The following is a 23,111-nucleotide window of genomic DNA, read 5'->3' on the forward strand; positions in this document are numbered from 1 at the left end:
TCAGGCCTCGTACTCGAAGTTCGGCGACTGCTCGAAGAACTCGTAGGGGTTCTCGAAGACGACTTTGCGGACCTCCTCGCGGTCCCATCCCCGGTCGATCATCTCGTCGCGGGCCTTGGGAACCGCGAGCGGGTCCGACGGGTCCCAGTCGGCGGCGCTGTTGAAGATCATGTTGTCGGTGCCGTACTCCTCCAGGAGGTCGATCGCCGCATCGGCCTCGATCTTGCCGGGGTAGAGGGTAAAGCCGATCCAGCAGTCGGTCCGCGCGGAGATATCGATCGTGTGCTCCGTGTTGTGGTCGATGATGATCCGGTCCTGGGTGACGCCCATCTCTTCGATGATCTCGACGATGCGCTCGGTACCGGCCGGCTTGTCGGTGTGGGGGGTGTGGACGATGACGGGGAGGTCGCGGTTCTCGGCGATCTCGAGTTGTTCGCGGAAGGCCCACTCCTCGTCGTCGGTCACCTGGTCGAAGCCGATCTCGCCGACGCCGACGACGGGGTCGCGATCCAAGTACTCGGGGATGCGCTCGAGGACCTCCTCGGCCATGTCCCGATAGTTCGCCTCCTTCGGTTCGAGTCCGATCGTGACGTAGTGGTCCACGTTCGCCGTCCGCTCGGCGCGATCGGTCTCGTGCCCGATGATCTGTTCGAAGTAATCGAAAAACGCACCCGCGTGATGCTTGTCCTGCCCGCTCCAGAACGCCGGCTCGATGCAGCACTCGATGCCGGCGCGACGCGCCCGTTTGTAGTCGTCCGCGGCGCGTGACACCATGTGCATGTGCGGGTCGATAATGCGCATAACCGCAGTACGGCGATGACTCGCTTTTGGGATGTCGGTCGTTCACACGAGCAACCTCCCGTTGTCCCTGAATGACGGTGGCGCGACTCGCGGGGAATATCGTGTTACGAACGCTCAATACGGGTTTACGCGTGCTACGCCGGGCATAACAAAAGCCGTGCCGAACGGAGGGCTTCCGGATGACCGACCACTCCCGGTCGCCGTCGACGAACTCGCGACCGATCGCGCGACGATCGCCGCGGACCGCTGGAGAACTCGACAGAACGAATCGTGCCCGACCGTCGACCCTCGGCGGGGCCAAATGACCGCCGAGTCACCGTCCCGGGACGAGCCGGCCCAGCCGACGAACGCGGAGCGAATCGGCGTCTGGCTCGTCGGTGCGCGTGGGAACGTCGCAACCATGTCGATCGTCGGCGCTCGGGCGATCGCGACCGGTCGCGCCGAGACGACCGGCATGGTTACCGAGCGCGAACCCGTCTCGAGCCTCGAGCTGCCGCCCGTTTCGGCGTTCGTCTTTGGCGGCCACGACATCGACCCGACCTCGCTCGTCGACCAGGCCGAGCGCCAGTGCGAGCGAAACGGCGTCCCCGACGAGGAGACGCTCGCAAGCGTCCGCGACGACCTCGCCGCCGTGGACGAGCGCATCGAAGTCGGCACGGCGGTAAACTGCGGGGCCGCCGTCACGGACGACAGCGACCACCTCGATCGCGAACTCGCGATACGAACCGTCGTCGACCAGATCCACGACGACTACGAGTCCTTCCGGACCGCCCACGAGATCGATCGACTCGTCGTCGTCAACGTCGCCTCCACCGAACCCGAACTCGCCTCGCCGGACCGATACGATACCCGCGAGGCGCTCGAGGACGCCATCGATTCGGACGATCGCGACCTGCCTGCGAGCGTCCTCTACGCCTACGCCGCGATCGACGCGGGCCACCCCTTCATCAACTTCACGCCGAGCACGGGCAACGCCCTCGGCGGGATCCGAGAACTCGCCGTCGACCGCGGGGTGCCACACGTGGGCCGCGACGCCAAGACCGGCGAGACGCTGGTCAAGTCCGCGCTCGCGCCGATGTTCGCCGGCCGCAATCTGAACGTGCTCTCCTGGGAGGGCCACAACATCCTCGGCAACAAGGACGGCCTCGTGCTGGAGGACGAGGAAAACGCCGCCGGCAAACTGTCGAGCAAGGGTGACGTGCTCGAATCCATCCTGCCCGATGTCGGCCACAACCGCGTCCGGATCGACTACACGCCCTCGCTCGCGGACTGGAAGACCGCCTGGGACTACATCCATTTCGAGGGCTTTCTGAACACCGAAATGACGATGCAGTTCACCTGGGAGGGCTCGGACTCGGCCCTGGCCGCGCCGCTCGTGCTCGATCTGGTCCGACTGATCGTCCACGCCGACGAGTTCGGCGAGGGCGGCTTCCAACCGCACCTGGCGTCGTTCTTCAAGGCCCCGATCGGCGTCGACGAACACGACTTCTCGGCGCAACTGCACTGGCTGTACGAGTACGCCGCTCGCCACAGTGACGTATGACTGACGAGACAGACACCGCGAGTGCCACCCCGCACGACACCGACGGAGAAGCCGCGACCGCACCGCTCGAGTTCAGCGCGGAAGCGACCGACGCGACGGGACGCGTCATCGTCCTCGACGTGGTCGGGTTACAGTCCCACCACATCGATGCCGAACGAACGCCGACGCTGCACTCGTTGTTCCCCGCCGAGCGCGTCGCCGATCTCCGGCCGCCGTTTCCGGCGGTGACGGTGCCGGTCCAGACGACGCTCGCGACCGGAGTCGGTCCGGGAGAGCACGGCGACGTGTCGAGCGGCGAGTTCGACCGCGAGCGCGAAGTCGCCGAGTTCTGGGAGCGCGACCGCGGCGATCGAAACCGGATCTGGGAGACCGCGAGCCAGGCCGGCCTGACGACCGGGGCGCTGTTCTTCCAGCACCTGATCGGGACGACCGCCGACGTCGCGGTGACGCCCTCGCCGATCGAGGACGAGGATAACAACTTACTCGAGATGAACTGCTGGACGAACCCCGACGGGTTCTACGACGACCTGCGGGACGACTACGCCCACTTCCCGCTGCACAACTACTGGGGGCCGGGGGCGAACGAGGAGGGCAGCCGGTGGATTCTCGCCGCAGCGAAGGAGGCGGTCGACCGGTTCGATCCCGACCTGCTGTGGGTGTACGTCCCCCACCTCGACTACGTCGGCCAGAGCGACGGTCCCGGTTCCGCGGCGTTTCAGACTGAACTCGAGACCGTCGACGACCTGCTCGGGGACTTCCTCTCGTTCCTCTCCGAAACCGAGCGCTGGGGCGAAACCGTCGTCAACCTCGTCAGCGAATACGGCTTCCACGACGTGGAGCGGCCGCTGTTCCCAAATCGCGTCCTCCGAGACGCCGGGCTGCTCGAGACCGATTCGGCGGGCGACGCCGACATTTCGGCCTCCGCAGCGTTCGCCATGGTCGACCACCAGATCGCGCACGTCTACGCCGACGAGGGGGCGGTCGAGACGGCTCGGGAACTGCTCGGTGAACTCGACGGCGTCGACACCGTCATCGGCGACGGAGAAAAGGACGAGTGGGGGATCGACCACCCGAACGCGGGTGATTTCGTCCTCGTCGCCGACCGCGATGCCTGGTTCCAGTACTACTGGTGGACCGACCGCGCGAACGCGCCGCCGTACGCGACCGACATGGACATCCACGACAAGCCCGGCTTCGACCCCTGCGAGCTGTTCTTCGGCGACGACGGCCTCGTGTCTCTCGACGCGACAAACGTCAGCGGCTCCCACGGCCGCGCGGACGAGTCGGCCGTCGGCTGCTACGGCCTCGGCGGCCCGGCCGCAGCTGAACTCGCGCCCGAACTCGAGGGGACGGTCGACGCGACGGCCGTCACGCCGACGATCGAGGCGTTGCTCGACATCACGTGAGCCGGCGGCGTTGCGCGAGGAGTTGACTGCCAGAGCGGCACTGTGAAGCGGAACGTTCGGAACGGAACCCACGCGCACGTCAGTGCGTCACACTATCGGCTCGGAACGGAACGTTTTTTATTAACCCTCGGCAAGCAGTGAGTGCGTACGAGGTGCGCTCCGTTGGTGAGACGGACGGTGTCCGTCGAAGCTCGGAGTGGCGCAGTGTATGCGCTCCGTTGGTGTAGTCCGGCCAATCATTTCGGCCTTTCGAGCCGATGACCTGGGTTCAAATCCCAGACGGAGCACTATAGCGGCCGAGTTTTACGAGGGTGCGACGCGCACGGATCGGATTTGAAGCACGGAAATTCGAGCGGAGCGAGAATTTGCATCGGGTTCAAATCCCAGACGGAGCATTCTTCTGAGCGGTCAACCTTGCACAGAGCGGAAGCGACCGTCTGACCGCTCCGTGTCCGTGGTGACCGTCAGCGTAGCGACGGAGCGGCTGCTGTAGTCTCCCCATAGGCGGCTCCAATCGACCGTTAGCAGCTTTTGGAACGCGTACAGTAGGTCTGGCGGCCCTCTCCACACAAAATCGGTGATTGAGACGGCCGAAGCCGACGATCAAAACGGGATTACTAACGTGACAACGATCTATCGTTGTCGGAAGCAAATACGGGGAAAAATCTTCGCGGAGAAATATCAACCAGCGGCCGAAACTGTGGAAACAGCTAATGGCTGGCCCGTCACCTGCCAAAACGTGCCATGGCATACGGTACCGATCCAAGAGACCGATACAGTTACGGCGAGGTCAGCGACAGCGATCGCCGCGAGTTCTTGAAAGCGCTCGGGGTAATCGCAGGCGGCAGCGTTGCGGGGGCAACGCTGAACGACCTCAGACAGAACGTTTCGACCGAAACAACGAGCGGCCTGGCGGAGATGGGGACCGCACTGCAGGATGGATTGACGGGGACGCTCGACGCGGCGCTGTTGAGCGAGCAACTCGCGGCGCTCACGGAATCAGTCGAGTCACTGCCCGAACTCGAGGCGATGGGGGTTCCGGACGCGGGAGCGGAGGCGTATCAGTCGTTGACGACACCGGCGTGGGAAATCAACGACCACCTCGCGGAAGTCGGCTTTTTCGCGAGCGCGGAAGAGACGCTGCCGGCGTTTTCGCCCGACCATATCGAAACGACGACGCGGCAGTTACTCCACATGGAGGGGCTGCCGGCGACGCTTTCGGAGGTCGGCTTCGCGGAGCGCGAGCAGACGGCGCTCGTCGTCAACATCGTCAACGCGAGAGAACAGCTCTCGTGGTGGATGGCGACGCCGGACTATCCGCCCGCGGATGCGGTCGATGACGGCGTCGTCTACGAGTACGTCGCGCCGCTCCACCAGCGGGCCGCGGAAGGGGCGCTGCTGTGGATCGACGGCCTCGACCACTACCTCTGGCAGCGCGAGCCGCTGGTCACCGGGGAGATGATCGACCGCGGCCTCTGGGACGTCAAGTCCATGCTCGGCGGGTACTACCTGCTCGGCTCCGCCGCGCGCGACCTCGCGGCTGAGGACATCGCGGACGACCACCTGACGACGCTGACGACCGCCAGTACCGCACTCATGATCATCAGCCAAGAGTTCCTGATCACGGACGTCATCCGGATTACGGACGACAAACGTGCGCCACGGAGCTCGGTATCGAACTAGCGGACCATGACCTACGAATCACACCTTAGCGACCTACCGGAAGACGCACCGTGGCACGAGAAACCGGGCGAGTCCATCGTCGAGCAGGGGGATACGGACCAGATTCCCGAACGAGACGTTACCGAGTCCGATCTCGCGGAGACGCAGACCGACGAGACGAACTGGCTGATCGCCGGCGGCGGCTACGAGGGCCACCGACACACGACGGCCGAAGTCATCACGCCGGAGAACGTCGGCGATCTCGAACTCGAGTATCGACTCGAAATCGCGGAGGACCCGAACGACTTCCAGGGGTCGCCGATCGTCGTCGACGGCGATCCGCCGATCATGTACACCACCGTCGGGCCGGACATGCTGTACGCGCTCAACGCTCGAACGGGGGACATCCTCTGGACGCACTTCTACGAGAACAGCGACGGGGCGTCGGAACAGACGCCGCCCGCCGAACGCGGGGCGGCCGTTCTCGGCGATACGGTCTACAAGAGCACGCTCGATCTCGGCGTGCTCGCGATCGATCGCTACACGGGCGAGGAACGCTGGTACTACAACGGGGCAGCGTTCTACCGCGGGCAGGTCGCAGACGAACTCACGCACGAAGAACTCAGTTGGGAACGGTCCCGCGGGACGACCTCGTCGTTCCCGCCGCTGATCTACAACGGACGGATCATGAAGGGGAGTTTCGGCGGCGAGTTCGGCGTCAGCGGCTTCTTCGACTGCATCGACCTCGAAGGAAATCCGCAGTGGCGCGTGAACATGACGCCGGAACACGAGTGGGTCGGCGATTCCTGGATGCACGGCGGCGCGACCGCCTGGGCGGCGGGAGCGGTCGAACCCGACTCGGGAACGGTCGTGATTCCGTCGGCGAACCCGGGACCGTGGTACGGCACCGTTCGACCGGGATACAACCCCTATTCGTGCGGGAAAGTCGCCGTCGACATCGAGTCGGGCGAGTACCAGTGGCACCACCAGGACTCGCCGCACGACTGGTGGGACTACGATTCACCGAGTCCGCCGGTCGTCTTCGAGGCGGAACACGAGGGCGAGTCTCGGAAGTTCGCGACCTGGCCGGGGAAAACGGGCTGGGTGTACACGGTCGATATGGAGACCGGCCAGCTTCACCAGCGCAGCGACGAGTACGTCCAGCACCTCAACACGTTCAACCTGCCGCCGTACGACGATCTCGAGAGCGCACCCTGGATCATGCCGGACCTCATCGGGGGGACGAACCCGCAGCCGAGCGCGTTCGATCCGGAATCGCGGACGCTAGTCGTCAAGGGGACAAACTACCCGATGAAGTTCTCGTGGTTCGAGACGGAGTACGAACCCGGCCAGCGATACATCGGCATGGACACGGTCCGGAAGACGGAACCCACGCAACCTGAGGAGGGCGACCAGCCGGAAGAGGACGTCCCGGCCGACGCCGAGGAACTCGAGCCGGGAGAACAGCGCGAAGGTGACGAAACGCCGGAAAACGAAACGGTAGCCGACAACGGCGGCGACGAACTCCACGCACCGGAGGAGGACGCCGACGGAGCCGACGAGGGTGCTGCGAAAGAGGAGGAAGCGGAAGCCGAGAACGGCGATGAAGACGAAGATGAAGAGGAAGAGGAAGAGGAAAACGGCACCGAAGAAGAGAGCCTCATCGACGAACCGGTTCCGGAGTGGAACCAGAACGCGGGCGTCATCGCCGGTCTCGATCCGCTGACCGGCGATGTCAAATGGCAACACTGGTTCAGCTGGGAGGCTGGCCCGCCCTGGGGCGGCTCGTTGACCACGGCAACCGGCGTCACGTTCGCGGGCGGACCAACTGGGCTCCTCCACGCACTCGACACCGAAACCGGCGAAGAACTCGCGACGCACGAGGTCGGCGACCACGGCGTCGACGGCGCGCCAATAAGCTGGTACGATCCACACGAGGAGAAACAGTACGTCGCGATCCCCGGCGGTGGCGGCAATCAAGTCGAGGAGGAAGGAAACACGGTGGCCGTCTTCTCACTCCAGGGGTGACGACGGTCGAAACCCCCGGATGACCGACGGCATCGATCGTCACCTTCCTCCCGGAATCGGTGACGGTCGACGGCGCAATCTCGAGCGACCGGCGTTCGATCGCCTCGCTTTTCGGTCGTGACTCAGCACTGGTCACTTTTCTCATACCCGAGTCGTCGCAGTGATTGGCAGTGTGGCGTGTGAATCCGTGGATCGGTCCCCTTTAGAGACAATATTATACGCCAAACTTATTTTATTATTACGTAACTACTTTACCCCGAACCAATCAATGTCGAACCGTGCCGACTGAGACAGTAGATTCGGAGGATCGCATACTTGACCGCATTCGATTCGGTCTGCAACTCGGGATCGGACTGGCTGGTATCGTGTTCGGTGTGGCATCATTGGCCGACATCATCGAGTACCAGATCCCAGCAGTCGTGTGGTTCGCTGTCTCCGCCGTCCTGTTTGCATATGCGGCGCATCTGAGCAGACGGCCATAACGAGGGACAACGGATGAGGGATGACGGATGACGGATGATAGACAACAGGTGACGAACTCGTCCTGGAAAAAGCAGTTTAGGAGACGCTACGGCCGACTTGCAACTCGACTGTGACCGACGCCGCTGAACTCGTCAGGCGTCGGTCGATTCGTTTGCGGTTGACTCGTTCTCGGCGGCGTCGGTCTCGGTGTCAGTGTCGGTCTCGGTCTCGTTCAAATCGGCGTCGGTTTCTGACTCCGTTTCGGTGTCCGCGTCCTCGTCTTCCGTTCCGTCGTCTTCGGCAGTGTCGCTTTCGTCTGCCGTGACGATTCGGCTCACGTAACCCTCTCCGTCGAGCGTCGGGGTATCGGACGAGAGAACGTACATCTCGCCGTTCGCGTCGCGACCGAAGCCGTAGACGAGGTGGTTCATCGAGCCGTCGCTGCCGACGTCGTCCTCGGACTCGACGCCGAGCTCTTCGATCGGCCAGAGGTCGACCTCGTTGGGCGGGGAGTACGTGTTCTGGTCGGCCGCCGCTCCGTCGCTTTCGTCGGTGCTCTCGCCGTTGCCCTCGGGGTCGATCGGTTCGAAGTCGGGCCCGCTATCGTTCTCGGCGTTTTCCTCGGTGTTGTTTCCGGTGTCCTCCTCGGGTGCGTGGAGGTCGTCACCGCCGTTCTCGGTGTCCGTGTCAGTGTCAGTTCCGTTCTCGTTCTCGTCGGTCGTCTCGTCCGCACCGTCGTCACCGTCCGTTTCTCCGTTCGGCCACCCCTCCGGCGGCCGCGCGAGGAAGAGACGGCCCGGTCCCTCGCCGTCGCGACTCCAGTCGCCGAAGACGTACGTCCCTTCGAGTTCGGAAACGGACCCGCCTTCGTACATGTAGCCGCCGGTGATGGAGACGCCGATCTGTTCGATGTCGCCGGTGTCGTCGCTCGTCTCTTCCGCGTCCTCGGTTGCGTTGGTGTCCTCGCCGTTGCCGTTGCCGTTTCCGTTTTCGGTATCAGTATCGGTATCGGCATCAGCATCGGTTTCGTTGCCATTGCCGCCGTCATCACCGTTCTCAGCGTCACCGTTCTGGGCGGCGCCGTCTCCGTAGCGTCCCATGTCGGCCTGGTGCGGGTACTCGATGACGGGGCCGCGGAGCGGTTCGCCGCCGCGGACGTCCGATGGCGTTTCGGCAGGGCAGTCTTCGGGCGGATCGTCCGGGGATTCCGTGCTGAAGCAGTGGGTTCCCTCCCAGACGTTCCAGCCGTAGTTGCCGCCCGCCTCGACGTGGTTGACGGTTTCGAACAGCGCCTGGCCGACATCGGCGACGAGAAGTTCGCCGTCGTCGGTAAACGAGATCCCCCAGGGGTTGCGCAGGCCCCAGGCCCAGTACTCGTCGAGTTCACCGTCCATGTCGACGAGCGGGTTGTCCTCCGGAATCGCGTAGGGTTGGCCGTCCTCGCCCTCGCTGTTGATATCGATCCGGAGTATTCCGCCGAGCAGGTTTTCGGAGGTATCCTGCCCGTTGCCGCCCTCGTTCCCGTCGTACCAGTCTTCGACGTGGCCCTCGCCGACGTCGTTCGCGCCACCGCCGTCGCCGGTCGCCACGTACAAACAGCCGTCCGGCCCGAAGGTGATCGCCCCGGAGTTGTGGTTGAACTGCGGCTCCGGAATTTCGAGAATCCGCCGCTCGGAATCGGGGTCCGCCTGCGAGTTCTCGTCGTCGGCCGTTTCGAACTCCGCGAGCACGAACGTGTGGTCCCAGCCGTCGGGAACCTCGTCGGTCGGCGGCGCGCTGTACCGGACGAAGAACCGGCCGTTCTCCTCGAAGTCCGGATGGAAGGCGAGTCCGAGCAGTCCGCGCTCGTCGAAATCGCCCTCGAGTTCGACCATGCGGTCCGTCACGTCGAGGAAGGGCTCGTCCGCGAGGCCGTCGTCGTCGAGGATCCAGATTTCGCCGGCCTGGTCGACGACGAACTGTCGATCCTGCGCTTCGTCGGCTACTTGCAAGTTGAGCGGGGCCGTCAGCCCGTCGGCGATCGTCTCGAGACCGATCGTCGGCCCCTCGCCGATGATCGTCTGCGATTCGTCCTCGGCTTCCATTTCCTCGTCGCCGTTCCCGCCCTCGCCGGCCAGTTCGATCTCGCCGCGCATGCTCGTGGGATGGGGCTGGCAGTAGTACTCCGCCATTCCCTCCTCGGCGGTGAACTCGACTTCCTGGGTCTCGCCCACGCCGGAGACGATTTCGGTTTCGACGAAGTTCTCCTCGCCGTCTGCGCCTTCGATGGCGAAGTTGTGGCCGGCACCGTCTAAGTTCTCCCAGGTGAGCGTATACGATTCGCCCGGAACTAACTCGAGTGTCGGATTGTCTTCGTCCGCGATCTGCTCGGGTGATTGGCCGACCCAGCCGCTGGTTCTGCCGCCGAGTTCGATTTCGTTTCCGAAGCCGTCGTCCTGGGCGAGGGCGGTCGTTGCAAAGCCCGAGGCGGAAGCCAGTGCAGTCGCTTGCAACAGGAGTCGTCTGGAGAGCGTTTTCGAGTCAGGGTGATGTGTTGTCATAGTGTGTGAGTGTCTCCGAATGTGGTTCGCTTGGTCGCCGATCGTATCGCGCTGTCGACACACTCTGTGTCGAATAGCGACGTGTCCTCCTCGGACAATAAACCGGAGCGATCGTTCCCCTGCTAATCTCTCCTTGGCCCCGCCGTCCTGAAGAGTCGCCGACGAAAGACGGATTTAGCGATCGGTAATGAGGTGTTCCCGCCGCGGAAAACTGCTGCTCTGGACGTATTCGCCGCAACGAGAGACGGAGCGATAAACGTCTGTGTCAGTTCGAGCAAACAGCTGTTACTGCAGGCGTTGACCGACGCTCGTCACGCGAAGAGCTGTCTGGTTTCTAGAACTCGACTGTGGCTGTCCAGCGGGGGACAGAAACAGTGGTGGATCGCGGTTCAGTGAACCGAGATTTCGTAGTAGTCGGTGTACTTGACGAGTTCACAGTCGTGAAAGCCGGTCGTGGCTGTGGCATCGAGGAAATCGGCGGTATCGGCGGCATCGACGGTGTCCTCGTGGCTGTCCGTGAGGTGGGCGAGCGCTACTTTGGCGTCCTCGCCGAGCTCGTCGTAGTGACAGACGCGGGAGTCGGCGGGGACGTTCTCGACTCGCTCAATCGTGATATTTACACCCATGGTACTGTAAGACACACAATGTGCTCGAACGACTTCAATCCTTCTCCGATCCGACCTGTTTCACGCCGAACGTGTTCGAACGGTCGATAGTGCGATCGACCTGAAAAGGCTTAGGGGGTGGCACTCGCATACACGAGTGTGAGCGAGAATCGCGTCGTTCAGGGGCGAATGGTTACGGCAACGAGACTTGCGGAACTGATCGAGGGAGAGTCGGTGATGGAGGCCGAATCGATCGCGGAGGCGGACGCGGACTGTCCCGAGTGCGGCGGCAACGTCCTCGAAGTGGGGTACATGCCGTCGGTCACCGAGTTCGTCACCGGCCGCAAGTGCCAGGACTGCGACTGGGCGGAGACGGACCGGGAGTGACCGGCCGCCGAAAGCGCTGACAGTTACCAGACGAGCAGTTCGAGCGCACAGACGACGGCGGCGAGAAACACGTGCTCGCCGTCGACGACGAATCCGTAGTACAGCGGCCCGTACTCCGGTTTTGCGAACGGAATGTAGAGCGCGACGTACCCGTTCATCGCGAGGACGACGAGAAACGCCGACGAGAGGACGCCGCTTGCGACGAGTGCGATGACGACGACGGCGACGGCGACGTTCGCACCCTGCGTGACGGACCGGGTCCGTCGCGGACCGAAGACGTTGGGAACCGTCGCGATCCCTTCTTCGCGGTCGCCCTCGATATCTTTGATGTCGAATATCACCGCCGCGATGGTGATCATCGCCGCGACGTAGCCGGCCAGAAACAGGACGTCGGTCGTCCAGAGTTCGCGATAGTAGTAGCCCGCACCCGCGGGGAGCAATCCCCAGGCGAGGCCGACGAAGCAGTTTTTCACGAGAAAGAGTTGCTTGATGCCGACCGTGGAGTACAACACCGCCACGACGAGCGGGACGAGCATGTAGCCGGCACCGGGAACGCCGAGGTGGACGGCGATGGCGATCGCGACGAGGTACAGACAGGTTCCCGCCGCCAGCCAGAGGTGGCCGTACTGCCTCGTCAGCGCCGCCCGCCGTGGGACGTTCGTCTCGTCCTCCGCGAGATCGGTGAGCCGGTTGATCGTGTAGACGAACATCGTGACCGCGAAGACGAAAAAAAGCGGCAGCGGGTCGACCGGCAACCCGGCCAACAGCATCGTCGTGAGGACGACGCTCATCGTCGCCAGCGAGATAAAGAGGTTGCTGTGGACTAGCAACTCGAGCGCGCGCGCGATCGACGACCGCCATCGCTCCGCACCGTTCGCCGGGATCGATGTCGTCATTCGGAGACAACTCCGGCACCGGCCCGCGAGCGAGCGGGCAGCGAACGTCTCTCTGTGACCGGTGTGGCGTCACCGGTGCCCGTCGGCTGAACTCGGGGGGACACGTGCGTCGAGATTGGAACCGTCGCGGGTCAAACCCTTCGGTCCGTGCTCCCTGTCACCACGGTATCCGCCGGTGGAAGCCCCTGTGCGTAATCCTCCGCCGATAGCCGATATACCTGCCATCTACCCGACATTGAATCCCCGTACGAGTGGAACTAACAGGATTTAAGCAAGGTCAGAACGCCCGTTCGAATGGCTATGAAACTGCACGAGTACCAGGCGAAGGACGTCTTCGCCGACGCCGGCGTTCCAACGCCGTCGTCCCAACTCGCCTCCGACGTCGACGGTGTACTAACCGCGGCCGAGGAGATCGGGTATCCAGTCGCAGTCAAGGCGCAGGTACAGGTCGGCGGCCGCGGCAAGGCCGGCGGGATCAAACTCGCCGAGGACGAAGACGAGGCCCGCGAGGCGGCCGAGTCGATCCTCGGCATGGACCTCAAGGGCTACAGCGTCGAGCGCGTCCTCGTCGAGGAAGCGGTCGACTTTACGAACGAACTCTACGTCGGGATCACGATGGACCGCGGCGAGGGCAAACCGGTCGCGATGGTCTCGACCAAAGGCGGCGTCAACATCGAGGAGGTCGCCGAGGAGGACCCCGACGCGATCGCCCGCGAACACATCGACCCCGCCTTCGGAATGCACCCGTTCCAGGCCCGCAAGGCCGTCTACGACGCCGGTGTCGACAAGTCTGTCGCGAACGACGTCGCGAGCGTTCTCACCACGCTCTACGACCTCTGGGAGAGCCGCGACGGCTCCGACGCCGAAATCAACCCGCTGATGGTCACCGCGGACGACGATGTCATCGCGGCCGACGCCGTGATGAACATCGACGAGGACGCACTCTTCCGCCAGCCTGAACTCGCCGAGATGGAAGAGGAAGCCGCAAGCGGCGGCGACGAACTCGAACAGAAGGCCGACGAGTACGACTTCGACTACGTCCGACTCGAGGGCAACGTCGGCATCATCGGCAACGGTGCCGGCCTCGTCATGACCACGCTCGACCTCGTCGACTACTACGGCGGCGAACCCGCCAACTTCCTCGACGTGGGTGGCGGTGCAAAGGCCGAACGCATCGCGAACGCGCTGGATATGGTCTTCTCCGACGACAACGTCGACAGCGTCGTCTTCAACATCTTCGGCGGCATCACCCGCGGCGACGAGGTCGCCCGCGGAATCAACGAGGCGCTCGAGCAGTTCGACGAAATCCCCAAGCCGGTCGTCGTCCGCCTCGCCGGAACGAACTGGGAGGAAGGCATGGAGATTCTAAACGAGGACCTCGTGACGGTCGAACAGACCCTCGAGGATGCGGTCGAGCGTACCGTCGCGTACGCCGAGGAGGTGACCGAACAATGAGCGTACTAGTCGACGACGACACGCGCGTCGTGGTACAGGGCATCACCGGCGGGGAGGGCAAGTTCCACGCCGAACAGATGATGGAGTACGGCACCAACGTCGTCGCCGGTGCGGTCCCCGGCAAGGGCGGCCAGGAAGTTAACGGCGTCCCCGTCTTCGACACGGTCCACGAAGCCGTCGCCGAGGAAGACGCCGACACCTCGGTCATCTTCGTCCCGCCGGCGTTCGCCGGCGACGCCGTCTTCGAAGCCCTCGACACCGACCTTGACCTCGCCGTCGCGATCACGGAGGGCATCCCGACCCAGGACATGGCGAAGGTCAACAAGCGCCTGACCGAAACCGACACTCGACTCGTCGGGCCGAACTGCCCCGGCCTCATCACCCCCGGCGAGGCCAAACTCGGCATCCTCCCCGGCAACATCTTCGCCGACGGCAACGTCGGTCTCGTCTCCCGCTCCGGGACGCTGACCTACCAGGTCGTCGACAGCCTCACCAACCGCGGTATCGGCCAGACCACCGCCATCGGCATCGGCGGCGACCCCATCATCGGCACCGACTTCGTCGACGCGCTCGAACTCTTCGAGAACGACGACGAAACCGAAGCCATCGTCATGTGCGGTGAGATCGGCGGCGAAGACGAGGAAGAGGCCGCAGCTTACATCGACGAGCACGTCGACACACCGGTCGCCGGCTTCATTGCGGGCCGTACCGCACCGCCAGGAAAGCGTATGGGCCACGCCGGCGCGATCGTCTCCGGCTCCGGGACCGGCACCGCAGAGAGCAAGATCAACGCGCTGAACGACGCCGGCGTCCCCGTCGGCGACACGCCCGAGGAAGTCGCCGACAACATCGAATCGTTCCTCGAATAACGAGTTCAGCACTCCGCACGGATGCAGGCGGCGGCCGACGTTGTAGTTCGTGGTAGCTCGTGGTCGTTTGTGGTGGCTCGCCGTCCGAATGCACTTTTCTTTGCTTCTATCGTCGACGACCAATGACGAGTCCAGCGACGAACGCAAGCGCGACGATTGCAATCACGACCCCGTCGACGACGCTCAGGGCACTGTAAGGCGAGGACGTTGCCAGGACGCGCGTCACCTGCATCAGGGCGACGACGAGAAATGCCAGGCCGAACAACGACGACGTTGCGACGAGCGCGCCGCGGCGCATCGCCGTCGCCGTCTCAGCCGCATCCTCGGCACCTCGTTCCGTCGGTTCTTCGGGTGGATCAGGGCTCGTTCGATACTGTGTTCCCATGGTAACAGTGACCATTCAGAGTCCTAAAGGTGTATCCGGTGATCGGGCTAGATGTGAACTGATTGTCGTTACGCGGGTGGACGGCCGCCGCCCCCGACACTCACCGGCACCACACTGACGAGCAGCCGTGTCCAGTCTAGGCTGTGTCCGTCTACATCGAGTGCGATGCGTGTGGCTACGCACACACGATTCCCGAACGCACGTTCGACCCCGAGTTCAGTCGGACGGTCTGTCCGAACTGCGGCGACGAGTCGTATACGGTTCGCCGAGCTGAACTCGGGTGGCATCCGCCGTGAACGCAGTTTGAGGGCGTGCCGTGTGGTCGACATCGCGTCGACACGTCGAGAGTACTACCGGCAGAAGCCTCGGAAACCGACTGTGAGAAGACAGCCGCTGCGCGTGATCGGACTGGGAGAGTCAGAACAGGTTCGCTCGCAGACGCGGGGCGTTCCGCAGCGGTCACTTCGCATCCGCGCGTAACGAACCGGCCGATTCATATTCGCGTCTCATACTGGATACCGGAATACAGTACTGACTACTGAGAAGGAAACGAGTGCAGACCGGCGCTAGATGAGGTCGGTTAGCGTCGACCGAAGACGGCTCAAAACGCCATCCGATTCATCGTCAGCTGCGACAGCGTTTTGTTCTGACTCAGCTTCGGATTCGGGTTCGGACGCAGAACTCGTGGCATCGAACGGAACGTGTGTCTCCGCGTTGGAGTCGCTGGCCCGCTCGTGGGCGGGATCGTGATCGTCACGTCCCTGCTGTGTCGCCGTTTTGTCAGTCTGTGAACCGTCCGGTTCCGAGCGACGATCGCTTGCCGGGGAGTCCGGTGTCGGTTCGGGTGCTGAACCGGGATCGGGATCGGGTTCGGTTTGAGAGTCGGCTTCGGCCTCGGCCTCAACTTCGGATTCGGATTCGGATTCAGTCTCCGTGTCCACCCACAGGAACTCCTGCTCTTTCGTTCGCCCGGTCAACAGGAGCGCCTCGAGTTCACCGTCGTCCGCGAGGAGGTCGTCATCGAGGTCGGTCGGCTCGTCGACCGGTTCGTCCGCACTGGCGATGATCGCCTCGGGGCTGTCGTCGAGAACGTCGTCGACGGCGGCTCCGTCGTCGCCTTTGAGTTGGCCGAAGATCGAGGCGGCGGTCTGGTCCTCGATATCACGCGGTTCAGCGGGAGCATCGTCGGTAGTTCCGGTGGGACCACTGCTATTGCTATTGCTATTGGTAGTCTCGGTATCGGTCTCGGTCTCGGTACCGGTCTCAGCGTCGCTCCCGGCCGCAGTAGTAGAACCCTGTTCGCCCGCCGGCTCGTCGGCCGTGTCGTCCGCGAGTTCACCGAAGAGATCGGTCGCGGTCGCGCCGACATCAACGCCCCCATCGCCCGTGTGTTCGTCAATCGTCGTATCGGTCATGCACTCCCGAGTAGCTGTTATATTATACCAGCTAATTAATTTTTGCAATTTTTTCTGTCACGAGCCCTGAGAGACGTGCCGTATTAGCGTGTCGGCCGATTCCGGGTTGTAGAGCGGTGAATGTGACCAAACGGAAACTAGTCGTCGAATTTCCACCAAAATCGTCAGAACCGGACCACTCACCGAACCGAACGCTCCGTTGGTGTGGTTGCTTCACTGTGCGAAACGACACAAACACTATTAGCCACCACGGTGAACGTCAGCAGATACCATGACCGGTATCGAGTACGACGACTTTCTCGACCGTGCGTACGAACCTGCCGCGACTGAACTCGTCTGTACCTTCAGGATCGAACCGGCCGAGGGGATGACGATAGAAGCCGCAGCGAGTCGGGTTGCCTCCGAGTCGTCGAACGGCACCTGGGCGACGTTGCACGTCGACGAGTCGGAACTGACCCATCTCGGCGCGGTCGCCTGCGAAATCGATGAGAGCGAGAACGAGATTACCGTCGCCTATCCCACCGACTTATTCGAGGCGGGGAGCATGCCCCAGATCCTCTCGTGTATCGCGGGCAATATCATGGGCATGAAGGCCGTCGAGTCCATCCGGCTCGAGGACTGTGACTGGCCCGAATCGATCGTCTCCGGCTTCCCCGGTCCGCAGTTCGGGACCGGCGTCGCGCGCGAAAAACTCGACGCCGGCGACCGGCCCATTTTGGCAACGGTCCCGAAACCCAAGGTCGGGCTTTCGACGGCCGCCCACGCCCGCGTCGGCGAGGAGGCCTGGCGCGGCGGCGTCGACCTGCTGAAAGACGACGAGAACCTCACGGATCAGGACTTCAATCCCTTCGAGGACCGACTCGCGGAGAGCCTCGCCGCCCGCGACCGCGTCGAGGAGGACGTCGGCGAACGAAAGGACTACCTGGTGAACGTCACCGGTGAGACGACCGAAATGCTCGACCGCGTCGATCTCGTGGCCGAACACGGCGGCGGCTTCGTCATGGTCGACGTGATTACCTGCGGCTGGGCGGCCGTCCAGTCCGTCCGCGAGCGCTGTGAAGACCACGGGCTGGCGATCCACGCCCACCGCGCCATGCACGCCGCCTTCGACCGGCTGGACCACCACGGCGTCTCGATGCGCGTGCTCGCCCAGATCGCCCGCCTCTGTGGCGTCGATCACATCCACACCGGCACCGCCGGCCTCGGCAAACTCGCAAACGAGGATACGCCGGGTATCAACGACTGGCTCCACGGCGACTGCCACGGGCTCAAGCCCGTCCTCCCCGTCGCCTCCGGCGGGCTCCACCCGGGCGTCGTCGACCAACTCATCGACGCGCTCGGCACCGACATCTGCATCCAGGCCGGCGGCGGCATCCACGGCCATCCCGACGGCACTCACGCCGGCGCGAAAGCACTCCGCCAGTCCGTCGACGCCAGTCTCGACGGCGTGTCACTCGACGAGTACGCTCAGGAGCACGCCGAACTCGCGACCGCACTCGAAAAATGGGGTTCCGAGACGCCACGGTAGCCCGACACTGCCCGTTTCGTTCACCCACCCGAGTTCAGTGCATCGGGAGACGCGGAACAGAACCGTGAGAGTAAAACCACGTCGCGGACTCCCTTCAGGCGAATGGAAGACTGCGACCGCGGGTTCGACCTCGAGGACCGACTCGGCACCCTCGAGGAGCGCAAGCAGAAACGAACGCTGTCGCCCGTCGATCGGGTCGCCGAGCGCGGGTACTTCGCCGACAGTGCCGGCGGTGACCTCCCGGTTCTCGACTCCGAGGAGGCGCTCGTGTTCTCGTCGAACAACTACCTCGGTCTGACCGACGACCAGCGCGTCCAGGACGCGGCGCGCCAAGCCGCCGCAACCGTCGGCACCGGCTCCGGCGCAAGCCGAGTCGTCACCGGCGATACGATGGTCCATCACGACTTAGAGCGACTGCTCGCCGAGACGAAAGGGACCGAGCGCGCCCTAACGTTCTCCTCCGGATACGCCGCCAACGTCGGCACGATCACCGCGCTCGACCCGGACGTGATCTTCTCCGACGAGTTCAACCACGCGAGTCTCATCGACGGCTGCCGGCTTGCCGGCTGCGAGACGGCCGTCTACGATCACTGCGATCCGGCGAGCCTGCGCGCCGAACTCGAGGACCGGGCCGACCGCGCGGCTGACGACGAATCCTGGCTGATCGTCACCGACTCCGTCTTCAGCGCCGACGGGACCGTGGCCCCGCTCTCGACCATCTGTGAACTCGCCGAAGAGTTCGGCGCGTGGGTGATGGTCGATGAGGCGCACGCGACGGGACTCTACGTGGACGGCGGCGGCGTCGTTCAGGCGGAGGGACTCGAGGAGCGGGTACACATCCAGATGGGGACGCTCTCGAAGGCGCTCGCCAGCCAGGGTGGCTACGTCGCGGGCAGCAACGCGTTGATCGAGTGTCTGCTCAACGACGCGCGGTCGTTCGCGTTCTCGACGGGACTCGCGCCGACGGCGGCCGCGGCGGCGAGCGAGGCGTTGCACCTCGCACGCTACAGCGATGCGCGCGAACAGCTCTGGGAGAACGTCGCCCACCTCAGGGACGGGCTGGAGACGATGGGCTTTTCGATTCCGGGCGAGTCGCAGGTCTTGCCCGTTATCGTCGGCGATCAGCGGGATACCCTCACGCTCGCGGATGGGCTTCGTGCCCGCGGGATCGTCGTCCCGGCGATCCGACCGCCGGCGGTACCCGAGGGAACGAGTCGCCTCCGCGTCGCGCCGATTGCAACCCACAGCCGCGAGGACGTCGTTTCGTGTCTCGAGGCGTTCCGAACGGTCGGCACGGAGTTAGGCCTCCTGTGATCGTGTGATCGCACGCTTCCGGCGGGGTCCGGACGCGGACGTACTGACTGTCGCTCGTTTCTCACAATCCACCCGCTCGTCGCTATCTCCACCCGTTCGTCGCTATCGCCGTCGGCATCGTCGTGGGACCAGTCGATCGTACTATCCGCAAAAGCGCAGGAGTCGCGTTACAGGAAATCGTTCAGTCCGGACTGATCGTCGCTGGATTCGGTTGGGTCGGCTTCGGTGGCCGAGGCTTCGTGTTCATCGCCACCGTCTCCGCTCGATGTTCCGGTCGCGCCTGCGAGCGTTTCCTGTTCGTTCGAGCCGCCAGTACCGGCGTCGGCGTTCGTCTCGTCCTCACCGCCGCGTTCGCCATCAGCTGCCGATTCGACTTCGTCCGCCGCTGCTCCCTCGGCATCGAAGAACGCCGAACCGGAATGCTCGACCGTCTCCTCGGCGATCATCTCCTCGGCGTCCTCGACGATCGACTGAACCTTGTTCGTATCCTTGCCGCTCCCCGTGACGAACGACACCTCCTTCTCGTCGAGTTCATATGTCGCCGCCATGCGAACAGTCAGCTCGCGGTTCTTGCAATGGTGGGTCATCGCCGAGAGGAAGGGCATGACCTCGCGGCGAGCCGTGGCGACGCTCGTGCCCTCGCGTTCGGCGATCCGTTCGGCGATCGAATCGCGCGTGTTCCGCGAGCCCTTCGTCCGGCCGAGTTTCGACCAGTAACTCGGCGGCCCGTAACGGGTCCACCCGCCCTTGTCCTCGCGGCGGGAGGCCGCGACGCCCGCGGTCATGTTATCCGAAGCGTAGCGCCAGAACGAGTAGTTCTGCGTCGAGCGAACCCGCCCCAGCCAGCGGTCGGCGTTCGCGAGGAACTCGTAGGCGTCCGCGAGTTCAGCGCCGTGGTAGTCCTTCGGAACGTTATCTTCGATCCAGTTTAGCATCTCGTCCGGATTCTCGTCGACGTCGTAGGACGCCTTGAGCGCGCCTTCGGCGTCTTCCTCCTTGATGAGCGCGTCGAGAAAGTCGAAAATCCCTTCCGTCGTGTCGCGCTCGCTCGTCACCACGTCGTCGACGGTCAGCCGGTCGGTGTCCTCGGCGACGGCCTGCAGGTCGTTGACCGCCGAGCGCAGGTCGCCGCTGGTCGTCTCGGCGATTTTTTCGAGTGCCTCCTCCTCGAACTCGATATCCTCGCGCCGGCAGATATCACGGAGGACGGGCACGATCGAGCGCTTCGACACGTCGCGGAACTCGATCGTCTCGCAGGCGTTGCGCAGCGACTGGCTCATGTCGTAGAACTCGTTGGCCACGAGGACGATCGGTTGGTTCGCGCTCTTGACGACGCGGGTAACCTCCCGCGAGCCGCCGTAGTCGGCGTTACCGTGGAAGTTGTCGGCCTCGTCCAGGATTACCAGCCGCCGTCCCGACTCGCCGCCGGTGAGCGTGCCGCTCTTTGCGGCCTCGCCGGCGATGCGTTCGATCACGTCGGCCCCGCGGCTGTCGCTGGCGTTGAGTTCCATCACTGGCCAGCCCATATCACTGGCCAGCGCGTGGGCCGCCGAGGTTTTCCCGACGCCGGGGCTCCCGTGGACGATCACCGCATCCCGATGGTCGTCCCAGGTCGTGGCCCACTCCTCGAGTTTGTCTCGGGCCTTGTTGTTCCCGCGTACCTCCGACAGCGTCGTCGGACGGTACTTCTCGGTCCAGTCGCTCATTGACGGGTATTGGTGTGAGCCGCGTTTAGGGATTGCGGAGCGCTACTCGTCGTCGACCGTTTTCAGGTCGAGACGCGGTGTGACGTCCTCGTACGTCTCGTCGCTCGAGACGATGGTATCGCCGTTCGATTCGACGAGGTGAAGTGCGTCGAACGGTGTGAACTCGTGGTCTTCCACGTATGTCGCCGCCGTAACGACCGTCTCCACATCACCACGTACCTCGACGAGGTTAGCAGCGTTCGAGACGACGCGTTCGGTATCACGTTCCTCGCGGTAGGCGACCATCAGGAGTTCGATGAGCGTGAACTGCGATGTCCACAACTCATCTCGGTGTTTCCGGTACACCGACTCGGCGGCGTCTCCGAGCCAGTCTTCGTCCTTAATCAGCGCGAGAAGAAAATCGGTTTCTGCATACATCTATCGTCCAGCCTCGTCAAGCGCCGCTTCGCGAGTTTCTTCACGAAGTTCGTCGGCCGACTTCTCGATATCTGCGAATTCGTCCCTGAGTGCTTCGAGCGGGTCGTCGGCGACCGGGACCAATTTGATCCCGTCGGGAAGCTGAACGACGTGATACCGGTCTCCATATCGCTCTCGAACCTCCTTCGGGAGCGTGAGGCGACCACGGTCGTCCAGCGCTACGTCAGCCATATCCCGAGGTACGGTGGGCGAAAATAAAAATGTTCCCCGACATAGGGAATTACCCATTCTGTGCGCGTCGGTCCGGAACTTGTCTCCGCATCCACGAGCAAACAGCGATGCGTATTCGACGCTCTCAGCACACCGAATCTACATCACATTTTCCCGACTTCTCGGTCCAGTCGCTCGTTCCAAAATCGTTGGAGCGAGTCGCGTTTAGTGGTGCGGAGCGTCACCCCTCGCCGACTGTCTTCAGTACTCGCTTCAAGTTGAGATGTCCGCATCGAACGGTGTGAACTCGTTCTCGGAGAATCACAAGACACTTGTAAATTATTTCTAAGTCACACATATGTCGCTGGTCACCGCCGTCTGGCTGTGGTTCCTCCTCGTCCTCGCGGTCGGATTCGCCGCCCTCGTCGTCGCCTTTCTCGGCTACCTGTACGGACTTCTCGCCCCCCACCTGAGCGACGAATCGGCAATCCGAGGAGCGAACATCTGTGCGATCGGATTCGGGTTCGTCGCCAGCTATCCCACGTGGTATCTCGTACGCGCCGGACTCGATATGCACACTGTCGTTTCCGGCGGAATCGCAGCGATCGTAGTCGGACTCACTGCTGGCTGCGTCGGGACTGCCGCGATCACCGGTGTCCTCCGAAGCGATCCGTCCCTGTTCTCGACATCTCCCTCGAACGTTCGCCGCCGTTACGCTCGCTATCTGACGAGTATTTTCGCTCTCGCTTTCGGTATCATCGTCGTCGCTCTGCCGATCGTTCAGCGCGAGCCACTCGCCGGGCTCGGAATGCTTCCCGTTCTCATCTTCCTCTGCTGGGTCGCTGCACCGTTTATTTTCCCGCTCACGGTCCCCGTCCGCCGACCGACCGCCACCGAACGTGATCGTCTCGAGGCCGTGCTCGATGCGAGCGGCCTCTCGACCTACAGCGTCCGGATCATCGATTCCGATATCCACGGTCTCGATGGCTGGCTCTTGGATTCTCCCCTCTCTCGGTATCTGTTCGTTTCACGGGTTACAGTCGACGCCTGCGACGATGCCACGCTGAGGGCGCTGTTCGTCGCCCGCCGCGAACAGAAACGGTACTATACGTATCTACTCAAAGCCGCATCGCTCACCATCTCGGGCGAATGTATTCTTCTCGGACTCCTCATCGATGACATCTCGGTCCTGCTCGCGGCGATACTCGCACTCGCACTCACACTGCTCGAGTTCAGCGCCCTTCGACGCCTGCGATACTACACCGACGACCGCGCTGCCGATACGGTCGGCGCAACTGAACTCGCGGCTGCGTTCGAACGCGTCGCTGTGGAAGGCGGCATTACGGTTACAGAAACTCCGAGTCGGAACTGGTTCTCGTCGACCCCGTCGTTGAGTGCGCGGATCGAACGGCTTCGCGCCCAAGCTGGGACGACCGCCGAAACCACCGGTGGTGAGACCGCCAACGCAGACTGACCGTCCCG

At 63.6% G+C, this 23,111-nt stretch carries 20 protein-coding genes and 1 tRNA gene; 12 read left to right on the forward strand and 9 right to left on the reverse strand.

Annotation, left to right across the window (positions count from 1 at the left end; translation table 11 throughout):
* Positions 1–801: a TatD family hydrolase gene (locus C480_RS15390; RefSeq protein ID WP_049903757.1), complete on the reverse strand. Its 801-nt coding sequence runs from the start codon at positions 799–801 to the stop codon at positions 1–3.
* 157 nt (positions 802–958) lie between these two features.
* On the opposite strand from C480_RS15390, the gene C480_RS15395 reads away from it, so the two are divergent.
* The 5 genes from C480_RS15395 to C480_RS15415 all read left to right on the forward strand — a co-directional run bounded on the left by C480_RS15395 (position 959) and on the right by C480_RS15415 (position 7,440).
* Positions 959–2,344 (forward strand): inositol-3-phosphate synthase, encoded by a 1,386-nt coding sequence (locus C480_RS15395; protein ID WP_006666546.1) that lies wholly within the window; start codon positions 959–961, stop codon positions 2,342–2,344.
* Positions 2,341–3,750 carry an alkaline phosphatase family protein gene (locus C480_RS15400; protein ID WP_006666547.1) on the forward strand — a complete coding sequence of 470 codons (1,410 nt, stop codon included), beginning with the start codon at positions 2,341–2,343 and terminating at the stop codon, positions 3,748–3,750. Before C480_RS15395 ends, C480_RS15400 begins: the two co-directional genes overlap by 4 nt.
* 212 nt (positions 3,751–3,962) lie before the next feature.
* A tRNA-Glu gene (locus tag C480_RS15405) sits at positions 3,963–4,037 on the forward strand.
* A gap of 457 nt (positions 4,038–4,494) precedes the next feature.
* Complete coding sequence (locus C480_RS15410; RefSeq protein WP_006666548.1) at positions 4,495–5,433, forward strand: hypothetical protein; 939 nt, start codon at positions 4,495–4,497, stop codon at positions 5,431–5,433.
* Positions 5,434–5,439: 6 nt separating this feature from the next.
* Positions 5,440–7,440, forward strand: coding sequence for an outer membrane protein assembly factor BamB family protein (locus C480_RS15415; protein WP_006666549.1), 2,001 nt, complete (start codon positions 5,440–5,442; stop codon positions 7,438–7,440).
* A 614-nt stretch (positions 7,441–8,054) separates the two neighbouring features.
* Here the strand turns inward: C480_RS15415 and C480_RS15425 are convergent.
* Positions 8,055–10,442, reverse strand: a complete 2,388-nt coding sequence (locus C480_RS15425) for a PQQ-dependent sugar dehydrogenase (RefSeq protein WP_241433837.1) — start codon at positions 10,440–10,442, stop codon at positions 8,055–8,057.
* A gap of 389 nt (positions 10,443–10,831) precedes the next feature.
* The gene (locus C480_RS15430) at positions 10,832–11,068 is read right to left on the reverse strand and encodes a hypothetical protein (RefSeq protein WP_006666552.1); all 237 of its coding nucleotides are present in this window, start codon (positions 11,066–11,068) and stop codon (positions 10,832–10,834) included.
* Positions 11,069–11,206: 138 nt separating this feature from the next.
* On the opposite strand from C480_RS15430, the gene C480_RS15435 reads away from it, so the two are divergent.
* Positions 11,207–11,434: a DUF5795 family protein gene (locus C480_RS15435; protein WP_006108846.1), complete on the forward strand. Its 228-nt coding sequence runs from the start codon at positions 11,207–11,209 to the stop codon at positions 11,432–11,434.
* Positions 11,435–11,457: 23 nt separating this feature from the next.
* On the opposite strand, the gene C480_RS15440 is transcribed toward C480_RS15435, so the two are convergent.
* Positions 11,458–12,330 (reverse strand): UbiA family prenyltransferase, encoded by an 873-nt coding sequence (locus C480_RS15440; protein WP_006666553.1) that lies wholly within the window; start codon positions 12,328–12,330, stop codon positions 11,458–11,460.
* Between the two features lie 300 nt (positions 12,331–12,630).
* On the opposite strand from C480_RS15440, the gene sucC reads away from it, so the two are divergent.
* Positions 12,631–13,785, forward strand: a complete 1,155-nt coding sequence (gene sucC / locus C480_RS15445) for an ADP-forming succinate--CoA ligase subunit beta (protein WP_006666554.1) — start codon at positions 12,631–12,633, stop codon at positions 13,783–13,785.
* Positions 13,782–14,654 (forward strand): succinate--CoA ligase subunit alpha, encoded by an 873-nt coding sequence (gene sucD / locus C480_RS15450; protein ID WP_006108849.1) that lies wholly within the window; start codon positions 13,782–13,784, stop codon positions 14,652–14,654. The genes sucC and sucD overlap by 4 nt, the downstream gene beginning before the upstream one ends.
* Positions 14,655–14,760: 106 nt before the next feature.
* Here the strand turns inward: sucD and C480_RS15455 are convergent, their stop codons facing one another.
* The gene (locus tag C480_RS15455) at positions 14,761–15,039 is read right to left on the reverse strand and encodes a hypothetical protein (RefSeq protein ID WP_006666555.1); all 279 of its coding nucleotides are present in this window, start codon (positions 15,037–15,039) and stop codon (positions 14,761–14,763) included.
* Between the two features lie 143 nt (positions 15,040–15,182).
* On the opposite strand from C480_RS15455, the gene C480_RS23885 reads away from it, so the two are divergent.
* Positions 15,183–15,335 carry a hypothetical protein gene (locus tag C480_RS23885; protein ID WP_006666556.1) on the forward strand — a complete coding sequence of 51 codons (153 nt, stop codon included), beginning with the start codon at positions 15,183–15,185 and terminating at the stop codon, positions 15,333–15,335.
* 270 nt (positions 15,336–15,605) lie between these two features.
* Here the strand turns inward: C480_RS23885 and C480_RS15460 are convergent, their stop codons facing one another.
* A complete protein-coding gene (locus tag C480_RS15460; protein WP_006666557.1) occupies positions 15,606–16,454 on the reverse strand; it encodes a hypothetical protein in 849 nt (282 codons plus the stop codon).
* 271 nt (positions 16,455–16,725) lie between these two features.
* Between C480_RS15460 and rbcL the strand changes: the two genes are divergently transcribed.
* Both rbcL and C480_RS15470 read left to right on the forward strand, forming a co-directional pair.
* The gene (rbcL, locus tag C480_RS15465; RefSeq protein ID WP_006666558.1) at positions 16,726–17,982 is read left to right on the forward strand and encodes a type III ribulose-bisphosphate carboxylase; all 1,257 of its coding nucleotides are present in this window, start codon (positions 16,726–16,728) and stop codon (positions 17,980–17,982) included.
* A gap of 102 nt (positions 17,983–18,084) precedes the next feature.
* Positions 18,085–19,296, forward strand: coding sequence for an aminotransferase class I/II-fold pyridoxal phosphate-dependent enzyme (locus tag C480_RS15470; RefSeq protein ID WP_006666559.1), 1,212 nt, complete (start codon positions 18,085–18,087; stop codon positions 19,294–19,296).
* Between the two features lie 167 nt (positions 19,297–19,463).
* On the opposite strand, the gene C480_RS15475 is transcribed toward C480_RS15470, so the two are convergent.
* From C480_RS15475 to C480_RS15485, 3 genes are read right to left on the reverse strand one after another with little or no spacing between them, the layout of a single operon-like run.
* Complete coding sequence (locus C480_RS15475; RefSeq protein WP_006666560.1) at positions 19,464–21,002, reverse strand: replication factor C large subunit; 1,539 nt, start codon at positions 21,000–21,002, stop codon at positions 19,464–19,466.
* A 42-nt stretch (positions 21,003–21,044) separates the two neighbouring features.
* Entirely contained in the window at positions 21,045–21,419 is a 375-nt protein-coding gene (locus C480_RS15480) for a PIN domain-containing protein (RefSeq protein WP_006666561.1), read from the reverse strand.
* Positions 21,420–21,650 carry an AbrB/MazE/SpoVT family DNA-binding domain-containing protein gene (locus tag C480_RS15485; RefSeq protein ID WP_006666562.1) on the reverse strand — a complete coding sequence of 77 codons (231 nt, stop codon included), beginning with the start codon at positions 21,648–21,650 and terminating at the stop codon, positions 21,420–21,422. It lies immediately after the preceding gene.
* 337 nt (positions 21,651–21,987) lie between these two features.
* Here C480_RS15485 and C480_RS15490 point away from each other — a divergent pair, with 337 nt between their 5' ends.
* Complete coding sequence (locus tag C480_RS15490) at positions 21,988–23,103, forward strand: hypothetical protein (protein WP_006666563.1); 1,116 nt, start codon at positions 21,988–21,990, stop codon at positions 23,101–23,103.
* Positions 23,104–23,111 lie beyond the last annotated feature (8 nt).

Origin of the sequence: Natrialba aegyptia DSM 13077 (assembly GCF_000337535.1) — an archaeon.
Classification (GTDB): domain Archaea; phylum Halobacteriota; class Halobacteria; order Halobacteriales; family Natrialbaceae; genus Natrialba; species Natrialba aegyptia.